Source organism: Streptoverticillium reticulum (assembly GCF_047456005.1).
Lineage (GTDB): Bacteria > Actinomycetota > Actinomycetes > Streptomycetales > Streptomycetaceae > Streptomyces > Streptomyces reticulum.
Map to the genome: position 1 here is coordinate 7,563,904 of NZ_CP179755.1, position 20,915 is coordinate 7,584,818.

The window sequence follows — 20,915 nt, forward strand, 5'->3', positions numbered from 1 at the left end:
CGTTCCGGCGCGTACAGGTGAGGCCACCCCTGCCACCACCTGTCACCGCCTCCAGGAGCGTGCACCATGAACAGCTTCCGTCTTCTGCCACGCCGGGCAGCCGTGGCCGCCGCGGCTTCGGTCGCGGCAGTCGCCCTGGCCGCCTGTGGCGGCAACGCCGGCAAAGGCGGCGGCTCCCCGGCCGCATCGACCGCGCAGGCCGGCTCCAGTGCATCCGCATCGGCCGGGCAGCACAACCAGGCCGACGTCACCTTCGCCCAGCGGATGATCCCGCATCACCGTCAGGCCATCGCCATGGCCGACACGGCCGCGGAACACGCCTCCTCCGGCGAGGTCAAGGCCCTCGCCGAGAAGATCAGGAAGGCGCAGACGCCGGAGATCGACACCATGACCACCTGGTTGAAGTCCTGGGGTGAGCAAGTCCCCCAAGGCATGGGCGGCATGGGGGACATGGGCGGCATGGGCCACGGGAGCCCGTCCGCGATGCCCGGCATGATGAGCGACCACGACATGGACCAGCTCAAGGGCGCCTCCGGCAGCGCCTTCGACGCCATGTTCCTGACCATGATGATCAAGCATCACGAGGGTGCGGTCGAGATGGCCGACACCGAGAAGCGGCAAGGTGCTTACGGGCCGGCCAAGGAGATGGCCGGCACCATCGTCACCGGGCAGACCGCCGAAATCGCCCAGATGCGCAAGATGCTGGGCACCGGCTCGCCGTCCGCGACGGCCTCCTGACGGAAACTGCCGGGTGGGGGCGGCACCGTGGCGTGGAATGACAGGTCGGGGCCGGCTCGCACTTGACCATGGCCGTGCAGCCGTCCACCGTCGCAGTGGAGACCGCTGTATCGCGGGCGGGTCAGGTGAGGGAGGCGAGCGCGGCGTCCAGGCGCGCGGTGGCGTCGGCGGCGACCGGCCGGAGGCCGGGCAGACCGGTGAGGGTGACCATGGTGTCCGGGTCGAGGGCCTGGACGACGGTCCGGTCGCCGTCGCGGCGTACGACGACGTTGCACGGCAGGAGCAGGCCGATGCTGCGGTCCGCCTCCAGGGCCCGGCGGGCGAGCGCCGGGTTGCAGGCGCCGAGGATCAGGTAGTCCTCCATGTCGTGGCCGAGCTTGGCCTGGAGGGTGGCCTTGACGTCGATCTCGGTGAGGACGCCGAATCCGTGCTCGGCCAGGGCCTGGCGCACGGCGGTGACGGCGGTGTCGAAGTCGGCATCGAGGCGGACGCTGCGGGCGTAGGACATGAGGACTCCCGGATCGCACGGCAGAAGTTCGTTCCTCGTCTACCCCGGATCCCCCTCCCTGGGATACCCCCAGGGGTATCCCTGTTATGGTGGCCAACAGATACCCCCCGGGGTACACCACGCGGACGGAGTCGTGATCGTGTTCTTCATCAGCACCCTGGAACTCAAGGGCCTGGGCAATCGCAGCTACCTCGCCGGCGGGCCGGGCTCGGCGGTGGCCGTGGATCCGCCGCGGGACATCGATCAAGTCCTTGCCGCGGCCGCCCGCCGCGGGGTGCGGATCACGCACGTGGTGGAGACGCACGTGCACAACGACTACGTCACCGGCGGCCTCCAGCTGGCCCAGGTCACCGGCGCGGAGTACCTGGTGCCGGCCGGTGCGGCGGTCCCCTTCGCCCGCACGCCGGTGGCCGACGGCGACACGGTGGCGGTGGACGAGGGCCTGACGCTGCGCGCACTGGCCACTCCGGGGCACACGCCCCACCACACGTCCTACGTCCTGGAGGAGAACGGCCGGGCCGTCGCGGCGTTCACCGGCGGTTCACTGCTGATCGGCAGCGTGGGCCGGCCGGACCTGGTCGAGCCGGGGCTGACCGAGCAGCTGGCCCGTGCCCAGCACGCCTCCGCCCACCGCCTGGCCGGTGAGCTGGACGACGAGGTGCGGGTGCTGCCCACCCACGGCTTCGGCAGCTTCTGCTCCTCGTCCCAGGCCGAGGGGGATACCACCACGATCGGCGCGGAGCGCAGGAACAACGCCGCGCTGACGAAGGACGTGGACACCTTCGTCGCCGAGCTGCTCGCCGGCCTGGACGACGTGCCCGCGTACTACGCGCACATGGCTCCGGCCAACGCCGCCGGCCCCGCCCCCGTCGACCTGACCCCGGTGCGGCAGGCCGACGCGCAGGAGATCGCCGGGCGGCTGGCGGCGGGGGAGTGGGTGGTGGACCTGCGCAACCGCATCGCGTTCGCCGAGGGGCACGTCGCCGGCTCGTTCAACTTCGAGGGCGAGGGCCAACTGGCCCTCTACCTGGCGTGGTTGATTCCGTGGGGCAAGCCGGTCACCCTGCTGGCGGAGACGCCCGAGCAGGTCGCCGCCGCGCAGCGGGAGCTGGTGCGGGTGGGCATCGACCGCCCGGCCGCCGCGGCCACCGGCGATCCCGCCGCCTGGGTGCGGCCGGGCGAGCAGCTCGCCGCCTTCCCGCGGGCCCGTTTCGCCGGCCTCGCCGAGGCGCGGGGCCGCGGCGAGAACGTCGTGGTGCTGGACGTGCGGCGCGACTCCGAGCGCGCGAACGGCTTCGTCGAGGGATCCGTGCACATCCCCCTCCACCAGCTGCGCGGCCGGCTCGGCGAGGTGCCGCCCGGGGAGGTGTGGGTCCACTGCGCCGGCGGCATGCGCGCGGCGATCGCCGCGTCCCTGCTGGACGCCACCGGCCGCGCGGTGGTCGCCGTCGACGACGGCTTCGACGCCGCCGCCGACGCCGGCCTCGTCGTCTCCCGGCCCCTGACCGGGGGCATAGCGTGAGTGCGCTGATCCTGGCGCTCGTCTGCGGGGCCGTCGTCGGGCTGGCCCTCGGGGCGCTCGGCGGAGGCGGCAGCGTGCTGGCCGTGCCGGCGCTGATCTACCTGCTGGGCTTCAGCCCCGCGGCCGCCACCACCGCCAGTCTCCTGATCGTCACCGTCACCTCCGCGACAGCCCTGTACGCCCACGCCCGGGCGGGCCGTGTGCGGTGGAAGGCCGGTCTGCTGTTCGCCGCGGCCGGACTGCTGCCGGCCGCGGCCGCCGGAGCCGCCGCGGCCCGTCTGCCGCAACCGGCACTGACCGCGGCCTTCGCCGGCATAGCCGCTCTCGCGGCCGTCGGAATGCTCCGCCCCCACCGTGCACCGGCCTCGGCGGAGCCGCGCCCCGCCCGGCCGGGCAGGGCGGCGGGCGCCGGTGCGGGACTGGGCGCACTGACCGGACTGCTCGGCGTCGGCGGCGGCTTCCTCGCCGTCCCGGCCCTGGTCACGGTCCTGGCGTTCGAGATGCAGGCGGCCGTCGGCACCAGCCTGCTGATCATCACGGCCAACTCGCTGGCCGCCCTGGCCACGCGCGGCGCCACCACGACGGGCCTCGACTGGGCGGTGATCGCGCCGTTCACCGCGGCGGCGGTCCTGGGTGCCTGGGACGGCAAGCGCCTGGCCGACAAGGTCTCCGGCACCCGTCTCCGGCGCGCCTTCGCGATCACGCTGCTGGCGGTGGCCGCGTTCATGCTCGTCGACGCCCTGACGTGACGCGACCGGCCGCCTGACCGGCCGCCCGGCCGGATACCGGGTCAGGCCAGGGAGAGGAAGAGCTTCTCCAGCCGGGCCCGCATCTGCTCCCGGTCCTCGTCGCCGGCCGACCCCGGCTCGGCCAGGCAGCGCTGCAGACCGGTGGCGATGATCGCGAAGCCCGCCTTGTCCAACGCGCGGGAGGCCGCCGCGAGTTGCGTGACGACGTCCTCGCAGTCCCGGCCCTCCTCGATCATCCTGATGATCCCGGCGATCTGACCCTGCGCCCGACGCAGCCGGTTGACCACCGTCTTCAGCTCGTCGGCTGCCATCGCCATTTCCACGACCCACTCCGATCTTCCATACCCCTCCGGGTATCCTACCCGGAGGGGGCCTTCCCGAGACAGGCAAGGAAACGCACCTGATGACCATCCCCCTCACCCCGGAACAGGCCCGCGACCGGCTGCACGAGCTGACCGTCGTCGACGTACGCACCCCCGGCGAGTACGCCTCCGGCCACCTGCCCGGCGCCCGCAACATCCCCCTCGACTGCCTCGACCAGGCCCTGCCCGCCCTGAAGAGCACCGCCGGCCGGGGCGACCTGCTCCTCGTATGCGCCTCCGGGACCCGCTCCGCACAGGCCTGCGAGCAACTGGCCGCGCACGGCATCACCGCCGCCACCCTCACCGGCGGCACCACCGCCTGGGCCCGGCAGGGACACGGCCTCGACCACCCCGAAGTCACGGGTACCGTCTGGGCGATGGAGCGTCAGGTCCGCTTCGCCGCCGGATCCCTCGTGCTGGCCGGACTGCTCGCCGCACGGCGCCTGCCCGCGCTGCGCCTGCTGTCCGCCGGTGTCGCCGGCGGCCTGGTCGTCTCCGCCCTCACCGACACCTGCGGCATGGCCCGCGTCCTCGCCAAACTCCCGCACAACCGGCCCGGGCCGACCGGACTCGGGGCCGTGCTGGCTGCGTTGGCGGGCTGAGACCGGACAGATCCCCGGACCTCTTTCTCATTCGGGGAGGCCGAGTTCACTGATGAACCCGCTCGGGATCCAGTTCCCTTTGGCGTCTCGCCGTCCCGGATTGCGAATGAGGATTTTCTTGTCCTGGTCCCGGTCCCAGTAGGTCCCGCCGGCGTACCTCTGGAGCGTTTCGTAGCGCAGGACTTGGTCGTTGGGCCATTGCCGGTCGCTGCGGAAATGGCCCGCCGCGTCCCGGAACGGTGCCAGGTCCCCGATGGCACCGGCCCGCTTCTTTGTGAGGAGGTCGGCGGCTTCGCGGACGTTCTGCTGCCAGTTCCAGCGCGCCTCGCAGGAGGCCGGCGGGTTGAGCAACTGCATGATGCCGCCTGCATCGCTCGTGGGATTGACCTTCGGGAGATGCGTGGCCGGGTCGAATTGCTGGAAGCGGGTTTCGTGCCGGGCGATCAGAATGAGGTTGGTTCCGTCCTGGGTGCCGCCCACGGCCTGGCAGAAAGCCCTGACGGCGCTTTCGTCCGGATTCCTGCCGAGGATCTTCAGGCCGACCTTGCCGGTCACTGTGGTGCCGGCGACGGTGGCGGTGACCGTGATCGTCACGTCACCGCCCCGGACGTCGGGGGAGGGGGTCCACTGTCCGCCGACGAGCCCGGGTGCTTCCTCCAGGGCCTTGCAGGTCACCCTCCGGGCGGTCGTGTCCACCGTGGTCATGGTCCAGTTGAAGGCGGTGTTCGGTGTGGGGTCGGGCATTACGCCGACGATGCGCGCCGAACAGGTGAAGGCGGGAGCCGTCGGCGTCTCGTCGATGAAGAGGACGGCGCCCGGCTGCGGTTGGTCGATCACCAGGACAGGCGTGACCGCATTGGGCGTGGCCGCAGCCGCGGCCGCCTGACCCAGTGCCGTGGTGGGCAGTGCCTGCGCGTCGTCGGCGAACACCGCAACCGGCAGCGCGGGAGTCCGCGGATCGGGATCGGTCACGCTGCCTCCGCCTTCACGTCGAATGCCTTCACGACGGTTGCCTTCACGACGATTGCCTTCACGAGGAAGGGGGCGGGGTGGTGGAGACGGTCACGCCGGAGTCGGACGCGGAGACCGAGATCTTGCCGGGCAGCGCGACGGAGGACGGGAAGATCTCCTTGTAGATGTTGGCCTTGATGCTGTCGGAATCGTTGACGAGCTTCTGGCCGAGGGATTCACGGTCGTTGGCGAGCGTGCGCTGACGCACCGCATTGCTCTGGAGGCCGGCCGAGTAGTCGTCCAGGGCGTCGCCCTGGCCGAGGAGCGCGTCGACGATGATGCCGTCCGTGCGCAGGACGATTTTGTCGGCGTTCATGATGATGCCGGGGACGCTGATGGCATTGCCGGTTTCATCGGTGTAGGTGGACGTCGTCCTGCGCCAGCGCAGATAGGTGTCGTTCGTGCCGATGGCGCGCTCCTCGACCATGGGCGGCTGCACGAGCTCGTCCTTGTAGTCGAAGATCGCGGAGAGCTGTTCGAGGACCATGGCCCGCAGCTCGGCCCTTTTGCCTTGCTGGACATAGGTCTCCAGGAGCCCGTCCAGCCCGGACAGCGGCACTTCCTGCACGGACTCGCCGTAGCCGTTCCAGAAGCCGATGCGCACGTCGATCAGGTGCAGGAGTGAGATGTGCTCCTGATTGACCTGCCGGAACACGAAGTTGAGCGTGCGGCCGACGTTGATGTTCTCCAGCTGCCGGACGATCGAGGTTTCCTCGCCGCTCTCCGTTTTCACCTCGCTGGACGTGTTGACCTGCACGTCCCGCTTTGCCGACGCCTTGGCCGCATGCTTGTTGACCGCGTTGCTGACGTTCTTGGAGAACTGCTCGCGCTGGGAAGCGGTCGAACCCTTGACGCCGCCGCTGACCTTGGCACTGGCGAAGCCCCAGGAGCCGGAAGCCTCCGCCTCGACATGCCACTCCAGGCTCTTCTGCTCCGCCTGCTTGTCGGACTGCTCCCGAAGGAGCGTCGTCTCGAAGTCGTCGGCACTCTCCTTGGAGAACGAATCCAGCACGCTGGAAGCCGACTTGCTGTCGGTCTCGGACTTGCGGAACGTCTTGACGCTGATCGTCGTCTTCTCGCCCGGGAGCAGGCTGAAGGTCTTGAGCGTACGGCCTGCGCCGTACTGGCCCAGGAAGGACGAGAGCCGGTAGCTCTCCACCAGAGCGATCTGCGGTGTGCCCTGGGGAAGATTCCCCTGCGCGTCACGCGGCGGGTCGGGCAGGAACGTGTGCCGGTAGTCGCCCCACAACGTGCGGTGCACGCTCAGCCGCTTGCCCTGGTTCACCATCTCGGTGATGTGCTTGACGTCGATGTCGGTGATCTGCGGCCGGACCCGCTGGTCGCCGAGTGCGATCCTGGACAGCACCGAACCGATGACGGCCTGCGGCAGATGCGTCACCTCCACAGCGGCCGCGACCTGTTCGCCGCCTGCTGCGCCTCCCGCGCTCCTCGCGCCGGAGATTCCCGGAGAGCCCTGCCCCTCGCCGACGAGGGGCAGCAGGTCCGGCGAGACCACACCGTCACGCAGCCCCTGGGCCAGCACACTGGTCGTGGCCGTGTCCAGAGCCCCCGAACTCCCCAGCACCGCGCCGTGTGCCGAGAACAGCCCCGCACTGCCGACCACCGGGTCCTTGATCCCGGGGAACATCGACAGATCGCCCGTCCGCAGCGACGTCGCGACCTGGTCGGCCGTGACGGGAGCAGCGGCCGGAACCCCCGGCTGCACCCCCGCCGTACGACTCGGCGGGGCGAACGCCGCGGGGACGAACCAGTCGGAGAGGGGACCCGTCAGCTCAAGGGCGATGATGCTGCGCCCGCTGTAGGACGTCGGCTCGGGAACGTTGTAACTGAGGATCGACGCCTTGCCGTTCGGATCGAATTTCGTGATCGGCTCGCCCATGATGGTCCCCCCGGTCGCTCCAACTGTCACTGAAGAGCGCATATATCGACATCATGCACGTCGCGTGACGGAGCCGCCTAGTCACCCGGGAGGGTGAACACGGGCCTGGGGCGTGTCCGGCCCTTCTCACACGATTGCCGCCCAGATGATGACGGTGACGGCGAAGAACAGCACCAGGACGCCGATGACGATGACCGGCCCCTTGCCCCAGCCGCGCGACTGCTCGTCGCGCGGGCCCGTGCCGCCGGTGCTGTCCTCGCCGGGCGGGGTCTCGCCGGGCGGCACACCGCCGCCGGGCTCCAGGCCGGGTGTGCGCTCGGGATCGGGATCGTGGAACGAAGGCATGGTGGCGCCCCGCTTTCTCGGCTCGGGCGGTACGGGCCCGGTTTCGGGTACCCCTCCGGTTCCAGGGTGCCTCTCGGGCGGACCTGGTGCAGCGCGTAACGCCTCCCGACGGGACACGTGGCATCACATGGCACCGCATGGCGTCGGATGGCGTGACGTGGTGCCACTCGGCGCCACCCATACTGCTCCGCTCTCCCGGAAGCGCGTGGGCAGAGATGGCGCCGCAATGGCTCGGATCGCCCCCTTCGTCTTTCCTCGGCTCAAGATGGCCGTCCTTGGGCCTGTGTCGTGCGAGGTGCCATCAGGGCTTGCGCGTGGCGCCATAGTGGTGCCACTATCTCCTTGTTCCCGCCGACGGGGACGCCCGACGAGCCAAAAGGACGCCGCGATCATGACTTCTTTCGACACCCCCGCCCCGATCTCCGTCATCGCCCACGTGGAGGCCGGCTCCATCCAGTTCACCGCGGGCGACCGCACCGACACGGTCGTCGAGGTCCGTCCCCGCGACACGCAGCAGGACCGGGACGTGCGGTCGGCCGAGCAGACCGAGGTCACCTACGCAAACGGCACCCTGACCGTGAAGACCCCCAAGCTGCGCAACACACTTCGCCGCCCCGGCACCGTCGACGTGACGGTCGAACTGCCCACCGGCTCGCGCATCGACATGACCGGCGCCTGGTCCCAGGTCCTCGGTGAGGGCCGGCTCGGTGAGGTCCGTATCAAGACCTCCTCCGGTGACGTCCGTCTGGACGAGACGGGGCCGCTGCAGCTGACCGCGTCCCATGGTTCGATCACCGTCGACCGGGTCGAGGGCATGGCCGAGATCACCACCAGCACCGGCAGCCTGCGCGTCGGCACCGCCGACGGGCCCGCCGTCCTGAAGAACTCCCACGGCACCACCACCGTCGGCACCGCGACCGGCGAACTGCGGGTGACCGGCGCCCACGGTGACATCGACATCGCGCGCGCCGAGAGCTCCGTCACCGCCACCACGGCCCACGGCACCCTGCGCGTCGCCGATGTCGCCCGCGGCACCGTCCAGTTGGAGACCTCCTACGGCGCCATCGAGGTCGGCATCCGCGACGGCTCCGCCGCCTGGCTCGACGCGAGCGCCGACACCGGGCAGGTGCGCAACACGCTTGCCGCCTCCGAGGCCCCGGAAGCAGCCGGGGACGCCGTCAAGGTCCGCGCCCGTACCCGCTACGGCAACATCGACATCCGCCGCGCCAAGGCCTGAGCACCGACCCCGTCAACCCGCCCGCATCCCCGGCCACTTCACCGCAACGAAAGAGAATCCGATGAGTGAAACGCTTCCCGTCCCGCACGGCCTCCCCATGGACCGCGACGCAGGCCCCTTCGACCCGCCCCGTCAGATCACCCGGCTGCGCGAGACCCGCCCGGTCAGCCCCATGGTCTTCCCCGACGGCCACGAGGGCTGGCTCGTCACCGGCTACGAAGCGGTCCGCCAACTGCTGGCGGACACCCGGTTCAGCTCCCGCCAGGACCTCGGTGTTCTCCACATCCCGTACGAGACCCCCGGCATGCCCGCCGCCACCGAACCGGCACCGCAGATACCGGGCATGTTCGTCGCCATGGACCCGCCGGACCACACCCGGCTGCGGCGCAAGCTCATCGGTGCCTTCACCGTCAAACGCATGAAACAGCTCGAGGAACACATCGGCGAGATCGCCGAGCGGCAGCTGGACGCGATGGCGCGCCTCACCCCGCCGGTCGACCTGGTCAAGGAGTTCGCCCTGCCGGTGCCCTCGCTGGTGATCTGCGAACTGCTCGGCGTCCCCTACGAGGACCGGGAGACCTTCCAGGTCAACTCCGCCAAGTTCCTCGTCAAGGAGCAGTCGCTCGAAGAGAAGATGGCCGCGTGGAACGCGCTGACCACGTACCTCGCCGAACTCGTCACGCGCAAACGGGCCGAGCCCGGCGACGACATCCTGTCCGACCTGGCCCGCGATGACGACCTCAGCATCGAGGAGCTGATCGGCATCGCCTTCCTGCTGCTGCTCGCGGGCCACGAGACCACCGCCAACATGCTGGCACTGGGCGCCTTCGCGCTCCTGGAGCGCCCCGAGCAGCTGGCCGACCTGCGGGCCGAACCGGAGTTGATGCCCGATGCGGTCGAGGAACTCATGCGCTACCTGTCCGTCGGCGACATCTTCTTCCGCTACGCCACGGAGGACATCGAACTCGGCGGCGAGACCATCGGCAAGGGATCGACCGTCGTCGTCTCGCTGCTGGCCGCCAACCGCGACCCCCGGCGCTTCGCCGACCCCGACACCCTGGACGTCCGCCGCAAGGCCCGCGGTCACCTGTCCTTCGGCCACGGCGTCCACCAGTGCCTCGGCCAGCAACTGGCCCGCGTCGAGATGCGCGCCGGTTTCGACGGACTGCTGCGCCGCTTCCCGACCCTCGAACTCGCCGTCCCCGCAGGCGAGGTGAGGCTCAGGACCGACATGAACATCTACGGCGTCCACGAGCTGCCGGTCACCTGGACGGAAACGGCCCGGTAGGGCCTCGGCCGGGCGCGTCACCTGCGCGGGCACGCACGTCGACCGTCGGCGTGCGCGGCCGCAAGGGGTGTGGAACGGTGGTTCTCGTGAGCAGGTGAGCCGGTGAGTCGCGGAGCGGAGGAGTCGGAGAACATGGCGGTCACCCCGTTGACGTGCTTGGACGAGTTCGAGAACGCCATCGCGCAGGACAAGGGCGTGGTGGTGGACTTCTGCGCGACGTGGGCCGCCCTCTGCCGGGCGATCGACCCGGTGTTCGAGAGGTTCTCCGGGCTCCCCGAGTTCGCCGGGCGCGTCGGCTTCTACTCCGTGGACCTCGACGAGGCGTTCCCGATCGCGCAGAAGGCCGGGGTCGGGCCCGTGCCCGTCTTCATGGCCTTCTGCAACGGCGTCAAGATCGGTGAGGTCGTCGCGCCCGACCCCGGCGCGCTGCACGAGCTGATCGGCAGGGCCGGCGCAGCCGGCGCCGACGCGTGACCCCTTCCCGAGCCGGCGACACGCTGCCTGAGCCGTCCCCCTTCCTGCACGCCGTGCAGGCCCGCAGGCCCGACGACGGCACGTGGTGCGAGGCGTGGACGGTACGCGACATCGTGGCCCTCGTCGCCGTCGGCGCCGGAACCCTGGGCACGGCACTCGGCCCGCAGCCACTCGCCGAGGGCGGCCTCACCTGGCTTCCCCACGGTTCCTCCCGCAGCATCACCGCGGGAGCGGACGGCCTCTCCTACCTCACCGTCCACCACCGCCGGCCGGGGATGCAGATCCGCACCCCGTCCGCCTGACCCTCATCGCGTACGGCCGGCGGAGTGCCCGGCACCCGAACGGTCCTCTTCACAGAGCCCCGCGCCGGTGCGGCACGGATGCTCGTGCAGGAGACCTTCCCTCCGCAGCTGGAGCCGATCGTGCACCCGACGCCGTACCCGTCCTCCTCTTCCTCCCTCCGTCCGCGCCGAGGCCGGCGGTGGCGCACGGCCGCCGCCGTCTGTGCCGCGCTGCTCGCCGCGGCACTGCCCGGCGGCTGCGCCGGCTCCGGACCGGACCGGTCCGCCGTGCCCGGTGGCGTCACCGTGCCGCTGCGCTACATGCCGGCCGGGAGCGCCGGCGGCAAGCTCTCCGAACCCCGGCTCCAGGCCACCGCCACCATCGGGCGCAAACAGGTGAGCCTCCTCGTGGACACCGGATCCACCGGCCTGAAGGTGCTCACCTCGGCCGTCGGCGACGGCAACGCCACGCCCACCGGAGTCACCGGGAGCAGCAGCTACCTCAGCGGACTGCAGATCAGCGGGCGGGAGGCGCAGGCCGACCTGCGCCTCGGCGATGTCACCGCCCGCAACCAGACCGTCCTGCTCGTCGACTCCCTCGGCTGCATCGACCAGGTTCCCGACTGCGAGGCCGCGCACGGGACGCCGGAGGAGTTCGGCGGGGTCTTCGACGGCATCCTCGGCATCGGCCTGGCCGAACGCGACCAGGGCGTCAGGGGATGCTGCGCCAACCCCATGGCCGGCCTCACCAACAACGGTGCCTTCACTGTCCACTTCGACGAGCAGCACCCCGAACTCGTGCTCAACCCCGACCGGAAGACCCTGGAGCGCTTCACGACCGTCAGCCTGAAACGGTCGGCCACGCTCGCCCCGTCGCCCGGTGGATCCCCGACCACTGTCACGGCCTGGGATCCCGCCCCGCTGCAGGGCTGTCTGACCGTGACCGGCGTGCTGAACACCCGGTGCGCCCCGGTGCTCTTCGACACCGGCACGCCGACCCTTGCACTGGAGGCACCGCGCTTCCAAGGGCCCGTGGCGGGCGCCGTGTTGAAGGGAGGCATGATCGACACCTTCGGCCGGCAGGTCACGCTCGCCGTGACCACGGCCGACTGGAAGTGGACGTACCGCATGCCGGCCCGGAAAACCGCCGGGAAGCAGCCGATGAACGCCCTCTCCACCCCGCTGGTCAGCTACGGCCTGCAGGCCCGCCCACTGATCCTCGCAGGGCTGCCGGCCTTCACCAAGACCGATGTCCTGTACGACCTCAAGAACGGACGCACGGGCCTGTCGCCTCGATGACCTCCGCTGTGACTCCGGTTCATGGCCGTCGTTTTACGGTGCGTGAATTGGCGATGGACGGTGACCTGGGCGCTGTGCGCCGCGGTCGCGTACGGGTTGATATCGGGGTGGCCGCTGCGGGATCCGGCACGGATAACCGCTGCCGCCGCGGCACTGAGCAGCATCCTCGCCCTGTTCGGAGTGGTGTCCATATGGGCCCGGCGCGCGGGCAGGAGCCCTGCGCACTCCAGCAGTGCACAAGTCGACGACGCCGCCGAGGTGCTGGCCCGCACGGCCCGTCGGCAGTGGGAGGAAGAGGCGGTGCTCCGGCAGGTGTACGACCCGGCGCCGTTGCCCCTGGTGTGGTCGGACTGTTCCCGCCCCGAGGTCTCCGACCACCGCCAGTTGGTGGGCGCCGCAGTGGTCTGCCGGGTCAACGACCCACAAGTACTTGCCGCAGCGTTCAACTCTCTTGCACGCCGGCGCCTCGTGCTCCTGGGGCCGGGAGGATCGGGGAAGACGACTTTCGCCCTCCTGCTGATGCTCGCCCTGCTGCGCACACGCACCACCGGCGACCCGGTGCCGGTGCTCCTGTCGCTCTCCTCCTTCGACCCCGCACGCGAATGTGCCAGGACCTGGCTGCACCGTCGCATCGCCGCGGACTACCCGGCGATAGCCGACGCCGAGACCTACGGTGCCGGGGTCATCGAGGACCTCCTCACCGAGCACCGCCTGATCCCCGTGCTCGACGGTCTGGACGAACTCCCCGAACGCAGCCGAGCAGTTGCCCTGGCCTCCTTCAACGACACCCTGCCGTCCCACACGCCTCTCGTGCTCACCTGCCGCACCGCCGACTATGTGCGGGCGGTGGCGGAAAGCGGTGTCCTGACCGGAGCAACGGTCCTGGAGCCCGCGCCCGTACGCACCAGTGACGCCCTCGCCCTGCTGAGGCTGGCCACGCCACCGGGACCGCGCCAGCACGGCTGGGACACCCTGGCCAAGCACCTCGACCACGAGCCGGACGCCCCTGCCGCACAGGCCCTGACCAGCCCGCTGATGGTGGCCCTGGCCCGGTCCGTCTACGCCGACAACGACAACGACCCCGCCGAACTCGCCGACACCCAGCGCTTCTCCGCACCCGCCGACATCGAGCGTCACCTCCTCGACGCGCTGATACCCACCCTCTACCACCGCGCCCGGCGACAGCACCCCGCCCACAGCTGGGACCCCCGGCAGGCCCGGGACCACCTCGCCCGACTCGCAGCCGGAATGCACGCCCAGGCCACGTACGACCTGGCATGGTGGCAGCTCTACCGGTGGACACCGGCCCTCGCCAGGCCGTGGCGGCGCGCGTGGACGTGGGCCCTGGTCGCCTGTGCCGGACTGCTGCTGACCACGTCCTTCTTGCTGGTGGTTTTGGACGCGCCTTCATGGCCAGAGGCCCTGCGCTGGTTCCTCTTGTCGGCGCTCGAACCCTTTGCCGTCGTTCCCATGCTGGGTCTCAGCGGCTTGATCACCAGGCGGGAACGCAGCCTGACCCGTGCGTCAGCCACGGCTGCCGCAGTGGCTCTGTCCGCCGGCTTTGCAATTCCACCGTCATCGTGGTGCTACTACGGCAGCGCTTCCGCGACGGTGATCGTGGCCTCGATCGGGCTCTTCTGTTTCAGCTTGTGGCTCGTCATGCTGGGCGTAGGCCTGCCGTCCCCTCCCTGTATGCCGAGCCGGAGCCGGCCTGGCGGACGACGCTGGCGCAGGCAACTGATCCGCGCGCTCGTGTTCGTCATCGGAGTCACCGCGATCAGCGAGTGCATCTTCACCAGTTACACGATTGCCGGGTATGGGGCCGTCCTGCCGCCCGGGACCGTACCGTGGGGCTTGGTGATCGGCATCGTGCTGGGCATCAGTCTGGCCGCTTTGGACTGGGTCCGGGCCCCGTCGACTGTTGATGACCTGGCAACGGCCATGTCCTCCGTCAAAGCGGATCGCTTGATTTCGTTGATCAGCGGAGCGGCCTGTGCAGTGGTCTTCGACATTCCCGATGGCATCGTGAGGGCCCTGCCTTCGCACTCGTCCGACCCGCTGCGCACCACCGTGTTCGCTGCCGTCATGGGCGTCTTCCACGGCGGCGTCCTCGGCGCCGCCGTCGCCCTGGCCGCCCACTCCTGGCCCCACTACACCATCGCCCGCCTGCTCCTCGCCGCCCGCGGCCAACTCCCCTGGCAGCTCCAGGCGTTCCTCGCCGACGCGCACCGGCTCGGCATCCTCCGCCAGGTCGGCCCCGTCTACCAGTTCCGCCACGCCCGCCTCCAGCACCACCTCGCCGCACCGCCCCGGCACCAGTGGGTCAAGCAGTGCCGGCCGGATTGAGGACGGTGAAGCGCCACGCGCCGTCGGCGCCGCGGCGGGCCACGTTCGCGGTGGTGCCCGACGCGGTGACGCGGTTGCCGTCCGGTGCCGTCATCTGCAGGCTCCAGTCGACGATCACCAGAGCGGTACCGTCGCCGACCAGGACGTGACGGGTGACGTTGGTGATCCGGGGTTCGGCGGCGATCGTCTGCTCGACTTCCTCCCGCAGCGCGGCGCTGCCGCAGATCACCTCGCCGGTGACGGTGCGCATCGTCGCGTCGTCCGCGTACAGCGCCAGCACCCGCTCGGCATCGTGCGCGTTGAGTGCGTCCTGGAAGGCGACGGGCAGCAGGGCGGGATCCGCGATCGGCGGAGCCGGGTGGCGGAGGAAGGCGGCCAACGGGCCGTTGACCCGGTCGGGATGGGTCAGGCTCGGGGTGTGTCCCGCGCCCGGCACCACCACCGGGTCCACGGCCCCGGGCAGGCGGTCGCGCAGCATCTGCCCCAGCGGCAGCGGGACCGGCCGGTCGGCCTCGCCGTGCACGATCAGGGCCGGCTGAGTGATCTCCCCGAGGCGGGCGGTGATGTCGTCGACGCCCATGAGCACGGCCACCGCGTCGGCCAGCCGCTGCCGAGGCTGTTCGTGCCACGCGCGCAGCCAGTCCCCGTGGATCTCGGGCTTGCCGAGCAGCATGTCGAGAAGAAGAGGTGCCACTGCATCCGGGCCGCCGGTGCGGAAGCCGTCGCCGATACCGCCCATCTGGGCCAGGGCCTCCTGCGGCCAGGCCACCGCCGCGGTGTCGACCAGGACCAGGGCCCCGGCCCGTTCGGGCGCGCGCAGCGCGGCGCGCAGCGACAGGAACCCGCCCTGGGAGTGGCCGACCAGGGCGGCCCGCTCGATGCCGAGGTGGTCGAGCAGGCCCAGCAGGTCGTCGGCGGAGTCCCAGTAGGTGTACAGGGCGCCGTCGTCCTTCGTACGGCCGTGCAGACGCTCGTCCCACACGACGCAACGGAACTCGCCGCGCAGCGCCTCGACTTGGGGCGCCCACATCCGGTGGTCCATGAGGTTGCCGTGGCTGAAGACGACCACCGGCCCGTCGCCCCCGGTGTCCTCGAAGTAGAGCTGCTGACCGTTGACCGATGCGAAAGGCATGCGCCATCTCCTGTCCGGGTGGTTGATGCGTCCACGGTGCCCGCTGCGAACGCGGCCGGCTTGTCCTCAGGTGCACGCCCATTTGTCGGTACGCGCACGGGAATCCGCTGTCGGCCCGCCGCGTTGCCCAGCCATGTGACAGATGTGAACGGGCGAGCCGAGACCCTCCTCCTGCGGACGCAGGACCATGCACCGGCGGAGCGGCGTGCCTTCTGGCAGGACGTCGTGTGCGACAGCTTCGTGCCCGTCCACGTCGAGCCGCTCCAGGACGAGCCGTTCCGCGGAGAGCTCACGGCCGACCGGCTCGGGGCGGTCCACCTCGCCGAGGTGTCGGCCGATCCGAGCCGTGTCGACCGGACGCCGCGGCTGATCGCCCGGTCGGATGCCGAGTACCTGCTCGTGGGCGTGGTCCGGCGCGGCAGCGCGGTGGTCCGGCAGGACGGCCGTGAAACTGCTCTGGGACCCGGGGATATCGCCTGCTACGACTCCACGCGGCCCTACACGCTCGTGTGCCGCGGGGACTTCTCGATGCTGGAGTTCATGCTTCCCCACCGCCTGGCCCACCTGGACAGCAGCCGGACCGACGGGGTGACGGCGACCCGCTTTTCCGCGGCCGAAGGGGTCGGGGCCCTGGTCGCCCCGTTCCTCACCCGCCTCGCCGGACACTCCCGCGACTACGCGGACAGTGCGGACAGTCTCTCCCGGACCACCGGTGACCTGCTCGCCACCATGTTCGCCGAGCGGGGGCGGTCACGGCCGGGCGACGGCGACCGGCAAGCGGTTCGCCGCACCACGCTCCTGCGTGTCCGCGCCTACATCGACCAGCACTTGGCCGATCCGGATCTGTCTCCTGAGCAGATCGCGAAGGCGCACCACGTGTCCCTGCGCTACCTGCAGAAGCTCTTCTCCGAGGAGGCGCAGACGACGATCACGGCCTGGATCAGGCAGCGCCGGCTGGAGGGCTGCCGGCGCGACCTGGCCGGCCCGTACGCGGCCGGCCGCACCGTGGCCTCGACGGCGGCCCGTTGGGGGTTCATGGACCCCGCCCACTTCAGCCGAGTCTTCAAGGCGGCCCACGGCCTGAGCCCCAGCGACTACCGGGCCGCCCACGGCACCGGACGCTGAGCCCGCCGGCAGATGGCTTGTTCACACCGGGTGGGAGACCGTGCTGCTACGACATCTGACGTAGCTTCCCTTCTTTGCGTGCGCGATGTCCGGGAGGCTGGTTCGCTGAACATACGCATTCCCGAAGAGAGGGGCAAACTGGGCATGGCTGCTCGTCCCTTGGCACCCGGAGTGTTCGTCACGGAGCGCCCGAGCGGGGTCCGGACCATCGCTGGAGCGGGTACGTCCACACCCGCGTTCCTCGGCTACACCGTCGGAGGGCCGGAGGCGTCGACGCCTCCGACACCGGTCGGCAGTTGGTCCGAGTTCGTGGACAAGTTCCACTTCCGGTCGCCGATGGGGCCGGAGGAGCTGGCGCGTGAGCTGGAGAGACTGGCCGAGGTCATCGAGGACGCGGAAGCGGAGCTGGAGGAACGGGAGGAGGCCCTCCGGCAGAAGTCCACCACCGGCGAGCATCCGCCCGTCACTGAACAGGAATTCGCCAAGCTCGTCGAAGTGCAGACGGCCGACTGGGCCGGTGAGAGCGTCAGCGCATCCGACCGGCAGGCGGCGGAAGCCGCGGCGGCCAAGGTGAAGCCGGCCTTCCCCGACGAGTACCAGTTGTGGATCGCCGCGGGGGAGAAGGAGGCGTCCCTGCGGCATCGTCAGAGTGAACTGGTCTTTCTGAAGCAGTGCTTCGACGAGGCACGCGGCGTGAGCCTGCACGAGGCCGTCTACGGCTTCTTCGCCAATGGGGGAAGCTCCTGCTACATCCTCCGGCTCGACCCCACCAAGGACCTCGCGGGCGAGGTCGGCGGAAACCCCGACAAGCGCACCGGTCTTGCCGGGCTGAAGAGCGTCCCGGACGTGACCATGGTCGCGGTGCCGGATCTGTGGAGCCGGGGCACGGCACCCGACGTCGGTGCGACGATCCTCGGCAAGGTGGTCGGTCACTGCGCCGAGATGCGCAACCGGCTCACCCTCTGCGAGCCTCCGCCCGACACCGCACCGGCCGACGTGCCGCAGTTCCTGACGCGGCTGGCGTCGCCGGATTCGGACGATGCGGCATTCACGGCGCTGTACTACCCGTGGGTGGAGGTGCCGGGGGTGGACGGGGCGCAGCGCTCGGTGCCGCCGTCGGGGCATCTGGCGGGCGTGTGGGCCCGTACGGACGCCGAGCGCGGCGTGTTCAAGGCTCCGGCCAACCAGAACCTGCGCGGCGTCCTGGCACTGCCCGTCCGGCTCACCGACCAGCGGCACGGCGAGCTGAACGACAAGGGCGTCAACTGCCTCCGGGTCTTCCCCGAGCGGGGGTTGTTGGTGTGGGGTGCGCGGACGCGGTCGGGCTCGCGTGACTGGCGGTACCTCAATGTGCGTCGGCTGGTCTCGTTCCTCTCCGATTCGATTCGTCAGTCGAGTACGTGGGCGGTGTTCGAGCCGAACGACGACCGTCTGTGGGCGGCGTTGCGGCACTCGGTGGTGAGCTTCCTGACGGACCAGTGGCGTCAGGGTGCGTTGCTGGGCCGTACGCCGGATGAGGCGTTCTACGTCATCTGTGACCGGACGAACAACCTGCCGGAGACGATCGACGCCGGTCAGGTGATCTGCGACATCGGTGTCGCGCCGGTGCGTCCGGCCGAGTTCGTCCACTTCACCATCACCCAGACCGCCGGCCAGCCCGGCCAAGGCAGCTGAGATTCAGGGAGGCCACGCACGTGTTGACCGGTGACACCTTCAGCAGCAACACCTTCGCCATCGAACTGGGCAAGTTCCAGGTCGAGACCGTCCAGGACGTCTCCGGACTGACCCTGGAACAGGACGTGGTCGAGACCCGCCAGGTGTCCGCGACCGGCGAGCTGATCGTCCGCAAACAGCCGGGTGCGCGGAAGACCGGCGAGATCACGATCACCCGCGGCATGGACAAGAGCACCGCGTTCACCGACTGGATCAAGGCCACCCTGGTCAACGCCGACCTGGACAGTGCCCGTCAGAACATCACCATCGCCCTGAAGGACGCGCAGAAGCAGACCGTGCGCCGTATCCACCTCACCAACGCCTGGGCCTCCCGCTGGGAGGGCCCGCAGCTCGGGGCGGCCAACTCCGGCACCGCGACGGAACAGGTGACGGTCACCTACGAGGACATCTCCGTCGAGTAGCCGAGTAACCGAGTGGCCGAGTAGCCAAGCAGCCGGAAGGAGCAGCAGCGATGGCAACGAACCCGAAACCCCCGGGCGTCTACGTCACCGAGAGGTCCAGCGGCGTCCGCATGATCGTCGGGGTGGGCACCTCGACGCCCGCCTTCCTCGGATACACCAAGCTGTCCGACGTCCCGCCCCCGGAACGGCCGACCCCGCCGTTCACCGTCGACCAGCGCATCATTCCCCAACCGATCAACGGGTGGCAGGAGTTCGTCGATCGCTACAGCATCAAGGAGCTGGGCGACGAACTGGCCGCCCTGCTGAAGAAGCAGAAGGACGGCACCCTGGCCTCTGGTGATCTCCAGAAGATCCAGGTGCTCCAGCGGTGCTTCACGCTCGCCGAGGCGGTGTACGGGTTCTTCGCCAACGGCGGCACCTCCTGCTACGTCGTCGGCTTCCTGAACCCGGACGCGGTGGTGACCGACACGGGCCTCGGGGGAGACGCCGAGGCCCGGACGGGACTGGGCGGCCTGGAGACGGTGCCGGAAGTCACCATGGTGGCGGTGCCCAGCCTCTGGGACATGACCGTGGCCGCGACCGATGCGGCCGCCCCGCCGCCCCCGGTGCTGCCGACTGGCAAGGTGCTCATCGACAAGGTGCTCGCGCACTGCACCCAACTGCGCAACAGGCTCGCTGTCGTCGACGCACCTCCCGGTCAACTGGTCGAGCCGCTCAAGACGTTCGTCGACGATCAGCTGGCCTCACCGGATTCGGTCGATGCGGAGTTCACGGCGCTGTACTACCCGTGGGTCGAGGTCGCGGGGGTGGACGGGGTGCGGCGCACGGTGCCGCCGTCGGGGCACCTGGCCGGGGTGTGGGCCCGTACGGACAGCGAACGCGGCGTGTTCAAGGCCCCGGCCAACCAGAACCTGCGCGGGGTGCTCAGCATCCCCACCCTCCTGACCGACGACCAGAACGGGGCACTCAACGACAAGGGTGTCAACTGCCTCCGTGTGTTCCCGGGGCGGGGGTTGTTGGTGTGGGGTGCGCGGACGCGGTCCAGTAGCAGGGACTGGAAGTACCTCAACGTACGTCGGCTCGTCTCGTTCCTCTCCGACTCGATTCGTCAGTCGAGTACGTGGGCGGTGTTCGAGCCGAACGACGACCGTCTGTGGGCGACGTTGCGGCACTCGGTGGTGAGCTTCCTGACCGATCAGTGGCGTCAGGGCGCACTGCTCGGGCGTACGCCGGATGAGGCGTTCTATGTCATCTGCGACCGGACGAACAACCTGCCGGAGACGATCGACGCCGGCAAGGTGATCTGCGACATCGGCGTTGCGCCGGTGCGGCCGGCCGAGTTCGTCCACTTCACCATCACCCAGATCGCCGGCCAGCCCGGCCAGAGCAGCTGAGGCGGCGTCCATGCAGAAGGTCGTCGTGCGGCAGAGCGACACTGTCACCCTCCTGCCGACCCTGACGCCTCTGGCAACGCTCGTCCCGCCGCCCCCGATTCCCGTCCCGCGGGGCACGGCGGGATTCCGGATCGAAGGGCTGCCCGCCTGCGTACCGGACGACATCGAGTCCATGGTCATCCCTCCCGTCCCCTACTCGGCACCGCCGTCCTTCCCGAATCCCGGAACCGTCCGGGTCCAGCTGAAGGTTCCCGCCGGAGACCGCGCCAAGTACGCGAGGACGGGCAACGGCGCGACGGAAGTCGTCGTCAACGGGGGACCGCTCGAAGTGCTCTTCACCGTGGAGGCCAAGGCGAGCAACCAGGCCGGCGGCCTGGACCCCGTGTCCGAGTACCGGGGATCCGCAACCCTCACCTGCCCCCGCACGCGCCCGGTGACGGCCGGGTAGGCCGGAGGCCGTGGGCGCC

At 70.3% G+C, this 20,915-nt stretch carries 21 protein-coding genes; 15 read left to right on the plus strand and 6 right to left on the minus strand.

The genetic code is table 11. From position 1 onward, the window contains the following. The first annotated feature begins 66 nt into the window (after positions 1-66). The gene (locus ACMATS_RS34420) at positions 67-738 is read left to right on the plus strand and encodes a DUF305 domain-containing protein (RefSeq protein WP_391154657.1); all 672 of its coding nucleotides are present in this window, start codon (positions 67-69) and stop codon (positions 736-738) included. 121 nt (positions 739-859) lie between these two features. Here ACMATS_RS34420 and ACMATS_RS34425 read toward each other — a convergent pair whose 3' ends face one another. Continuing rightward, a complete protein-coding gene (locus ACMATS_RS34425) occupies positions 860-1,246 on the minus strand; it encodes a DUF302 domain-containing protein (RefSeq protein WP_391154711.1) in 387 nt (128 codons plus the stop codon). Positions 1,247-1,385: 139 nt separating this feature from the next. Here ACMATS_RS34425 and ACMATS_RS34430 point away from each other — a divergent pair, with 139 nt between their 5' ends. Beyond that, on the plus strand, positions 1,386-2,768 hold the full coding sequence (locus ACMATS_RS34430; protein ID WP_414170171.1) for a rhodanese-like domain-containing protein: 1,383 nt from the start codon (positions 1,386-1,388) through the stop codon (positions 2,766-2,768). Further along, positions 2,765-3,517, plus strand: coding sequence for a sulfite exporter TauE/SafE family protein (locus ACMATS_RS34435; RefSeq protein ID WP_414170172.1), 753 nt, complete (start codon positions 2,765-2,767; stop codon positions 3,515-3,517). The genes ACMATS_RS34430 and ACMATS_RS34435 overlap by 4 nt, the downstream gene beginning before the upstream one ends. 41 nt (positions 3,518-3,558) lie before the next feature. On the opposite strand, the gene ACMATS_RS34440 is transcribed toward ACMATS_RS34435, so the two are convergent. After that, the gene (locus tag ACMATS_RS34440; protein ID WP_414170173.1) at positions 3,559-3,840 is read right to left on the minus strand and encodes a metal-sensitive transcriptional regulator; all 282 of its coding nucleotides are present in this window, start codon (positions 3,838-3,840) and stop codon (positions 3,559-3,561) included. 80 nt (positions 3,841-3,920) lie between these two features. Here ACMATS_RS34440 and ACMATS_RS34445 point away from each other — a divergent pair, with 80 nt between their 5' ends. Beyond that, positions 3,921-4,481: a rhodanese-like domain-containing protein gene (locus ACMATS_RS34445; protein WP_414170174.1), complete on the plus strand. Its 561-nt coding sequence runs from the start codon at positions 3,921-3,923 to the stop codon at positions 4,479-4,481. A gap of 27 nt (positions 4,482-4,508) precedes the next feature. On the opposite strand, the gene ACMATS_RS34450 is transcribed toward ACMATS_RS34445, so the two are convergent. The 3 genes from ACMATS_RS34450 to ACMATS_RS34460 form a co-directional block, all read right to left on the minus strand. Further along, positions 4,509-5,453, minus strand: a complete 945-nt coding sequence (locus tag ACMATS_RS34450) for a hypothetical protein (RefSeq protein ID WP_414170175.1) — start codon at positions 5,451-5,453, stop codon at positions 4,509-4,511. 58 nt (positions 5,454-5,511) lie between these two features. Then, positions 5,512-7,392 (minus strand): hypothetical protein, encoded by a 1,881-nt coding sequence (locus ACMATS_RS34455; protein WP_414170176.1) that lies wholly within the window; start codon positions 7,390-7,392, stop codon positions 5,512-5,514. 126 nt (positions 7,393-7,518) lie between these two features. Continuing rightward, positions 7,519-7,737: a DUF6480 family protein gene (locus ACMATS_RS34460; protein ID WP_391154651.1), complete on the minus strand. Its 219-nt coding sequence runs from the start codon at positions 7,735-7,737 to the stop codon at positions 7,519-7,521. A 391-nt stretch (positions 7,738-8,128) separates the two neighbouring features. On the opposite strand from ACMATS_RS34460, the gene ACMATS_RS34465 reads away from it, so the two are divergent. The 6 genes from ACMATS_RS34465 (at position 8,129) to ACMATS_RS34490 (ending at position 14,662) form a co-directional block, all read left to right on the plus strand. Continuing rightward, positions 8,129-8,974 carry a DUF4097 family beta strand repeat-containing protein gene (locus ACMATS_RS34465; RefSeq protein ID WP_414170177.1) on the plus strand — a complete coding sequence of 282 codons (846 nt, stop codon included), beginning with the start codon at positions 8,129-8,131 and terminating at the stop codon, positions 8,972-8,974. 61 nt (positions 8,975-9,035) lie between these two features. Further along, positions 9,036-10,262, plus strand: a complete 1,227-nt coding sequence (locus tag ACMATS_RS34470) for a cytochrome P450 (RefSeq protein WP_414170178.1) — start codon at positions 9,036-9,038, stop codon at positions 10,260-10,262. A gap of 102 nt (positions 10,263-10,364) precedes the next feature. Further along, positions 10,365-10,736 carry a thioredoxin family protein gene (locus ACMATS_RS34475; protein ID WP_414170179.1) on the plus strand — a complete coding sequence of 124 codons (372 nt, stop codon included), beginning with the start codon at positions 10,365-10,367 and terminating at the stop codon, positions 10,734-10,736. Beyond that, positions 10,733-11,038, plus strand: coding sequence for a hypothetical protein (locus ACMATS_RS34480; protein WP_414170180.1), 306 nt, complete (start codon positions 10,733-10,735; stop codon positions 11,036-11,038). The genes ACMATS_RS34475 and ACMATS_RS34480 overlap by 4 nt, the downstream gene beginning before the upstream one ends. A 24-nt stretch (positions 11,039-11,062) precedes the next feature. Next, complete coding sequence (locus ACMATS_RS34485) at positions 11,063-12,316, plus strand: DUF3443 family protein (protein ID WP_414170181.1); 1,254 nt, start codon at positions 11,063-11,065, stop codon at positions 12,314-12,316. A gap of 42 nt (positions 12,317-12,358) precedes the next feature. Beyond that, the gene (locus tag ACMATS_RS34490; RefSeq protein WP_414170182.1) at positions 12,359-14,662 is read left to right on the plus strand and encodes an NACHT domain-containing protein; all 2,304 of its coding nucleotides are present in this window, start codon (positions 12,359-12,361) and stop codon (positions 14,660-14,662) included. On the opposite strand, the gene ACMATS_RS34495 is transcribed toward ACMATS_RS34490, so the two are convergent. Next, positions 14,640-15,794 carry an alpha/beta fold hydrolase gene (locus tag ACMATS_RS34495; protein ID WP_414170183.1) on the minus strand — a complete coding sequence of 385 codons (1,155 nt, stop codon included), beginning with the start codon at positions 15,792-15,794 and terminating at the stop codon, positions 14,640-14,642. The genes ACMATS_RS34490 and ACMATS_RS34495 overlap by 23 nt on opposite strands. Positions 15,795-15,938: 144 nt before the next feature. On the opposite strand from ACMATS_RS34495, the gene ACMATS_RS34500 reads away from it, so the two are divergent. The 5 genes from ACMATS_RS34500 (at position 15,939) to ACMATS_RS34520 (ending at position 20,896) form a co-directional block, all read left to right on the plus strand. Continuing rightward, positions 15,939-16,919: a helix-turn-helix domain-containing protein gene (locus ACMATS_RS34500; protein ID WP_390775458.1), complete on the plus strand. Its 981-nt coding sequence runs from the start codon at positions 15,939-15,941 to the stop codon at positions 16,917-16,919. Positions 16,920-17,063: 144 nt separating this feature from the next. Next, complete coding sequence (locus ACMATS_RS34505; RefSeq protein ID WP_414170184.1) at positions 17,064-18,593, plus strand: phage tail sheath family protein; 1,530 nt, start codon at positions 17,064-17,066, stop codon at positions 18,591-18,593. Between the two features lie 20 nt (positions 18,594-18,613). Next, complete coding sequence (locus ACMATS_RS34510; protein WP_390775456.1) at positions 18,614-19,054, plus strand: phage tail protein; 441 nt, start codon at positions 18,614-18,616, stop codon at positions 19,052-19,054. Between the two features lie 50 nt (positions 19,055-19,104). Further along, on the plus strand, positions 19,105-20,448 hold the full coding sequence (locus ACMATS_RS34515) for a phage tail sheath family protein (protein ID WP_414170185.1): 1,344 nt from the start codon (positions 19,105-19,107) through the stop codon (positions 20,446-20,448). 10 nt (positions 20,449-20,458) lie between these two features. After that, a complete protein-coding gene (locus ACMATS_RS34520) occupies positions 20,459-20,896 on the plus strand; it encodes a hypothetical protein (RefSeq protein WP_414170186.1) in 438 nt (145 codons plus the stop codon). The last annotated feature ends 19 nt before the right edge of the window (positions 20,897-20,915 follow it).

Bases quoted from the DNA above. Each gene is read 5' to 3' on its own strand.
- ACMATS_RS34460 (WP_391154651.1), bottom strand. From the start codon at position 7,737: ATGCCTTCGTTCCACGATCCCGATCCCGAGCGCACACCCGGCCTGGAG.
- ACMATS_RS34455 (WP_414170176.1), bottom strand. From the start codon at position 7,392: ATGGGCGAGCCGATCACGAAATTCGATCCGAACGGCAAGGCGTCGATC.
- ACMATS_RS34420 (WP_391154657.1), top strand. From the start codon at position 67: ATGAACAGCTTCCGTCTTCTGCCACGCCGGGCAGCCGTGGCCGCCGCG.
- ACMATS_RS34445 (WP_414170174.1), top strand. From the start codon at position 3,921: ATGACCATCCCCCTCACCCCGGAACAGGCCCGCGACCGGCTGCACGAG.
- ACMATS_RS34470 (WP_414170178.1), top strand. From the start codon at position 9,036: ATGAGTGAAACGCTTCCCGTCCCGCACGGCCTCCCCATGGACCGCGAC.
- ACMATS_RS34495 (WP_414170183.1), bottom strand. From the start codon at position 15,794: ATGCCTTTCGCATCGGTCAACGGTCAGCAGCTCTACTTCGAGGACACC.
- ACMATS_RS34465 (WP_414170177.1), top strand. From the start codon at position 8,129: ATGACTTCTTTCGACACCCCCGCCCCGATCTCCGTCATCGCCCACGTG.
- ACMATS_RS34520 (WP_414170186.1), top strand. From the start codon at position 20,459: ATGCAGAAGGTCGTCGTGCGGCAGAGCGACACTGTCACCCTCCTGCCG.
- ACMATS_RS34425 (WP_391154711.1), bottom strand. From the start codon at position 1,246: ATGTCCTACGCCCGCAGCGTCCGCCTCGATGCCGACTTCGACACCGCC.
- ACMATS_RS34505 (WP_414170184.1), top strand. From the start codon at position 17,064: ATGGCTGCTCGTCCCTTGGCACCCGGAGTGTTCGTCACGGAGCGCCCG.
- ACMATS_RS34515 (WP_414170185.1), top strand. From the start codon at position 19,105: ATGGCAACGAACCCGAAACCCCCGGGCGTCTACGTCACCGAGAGGTCC.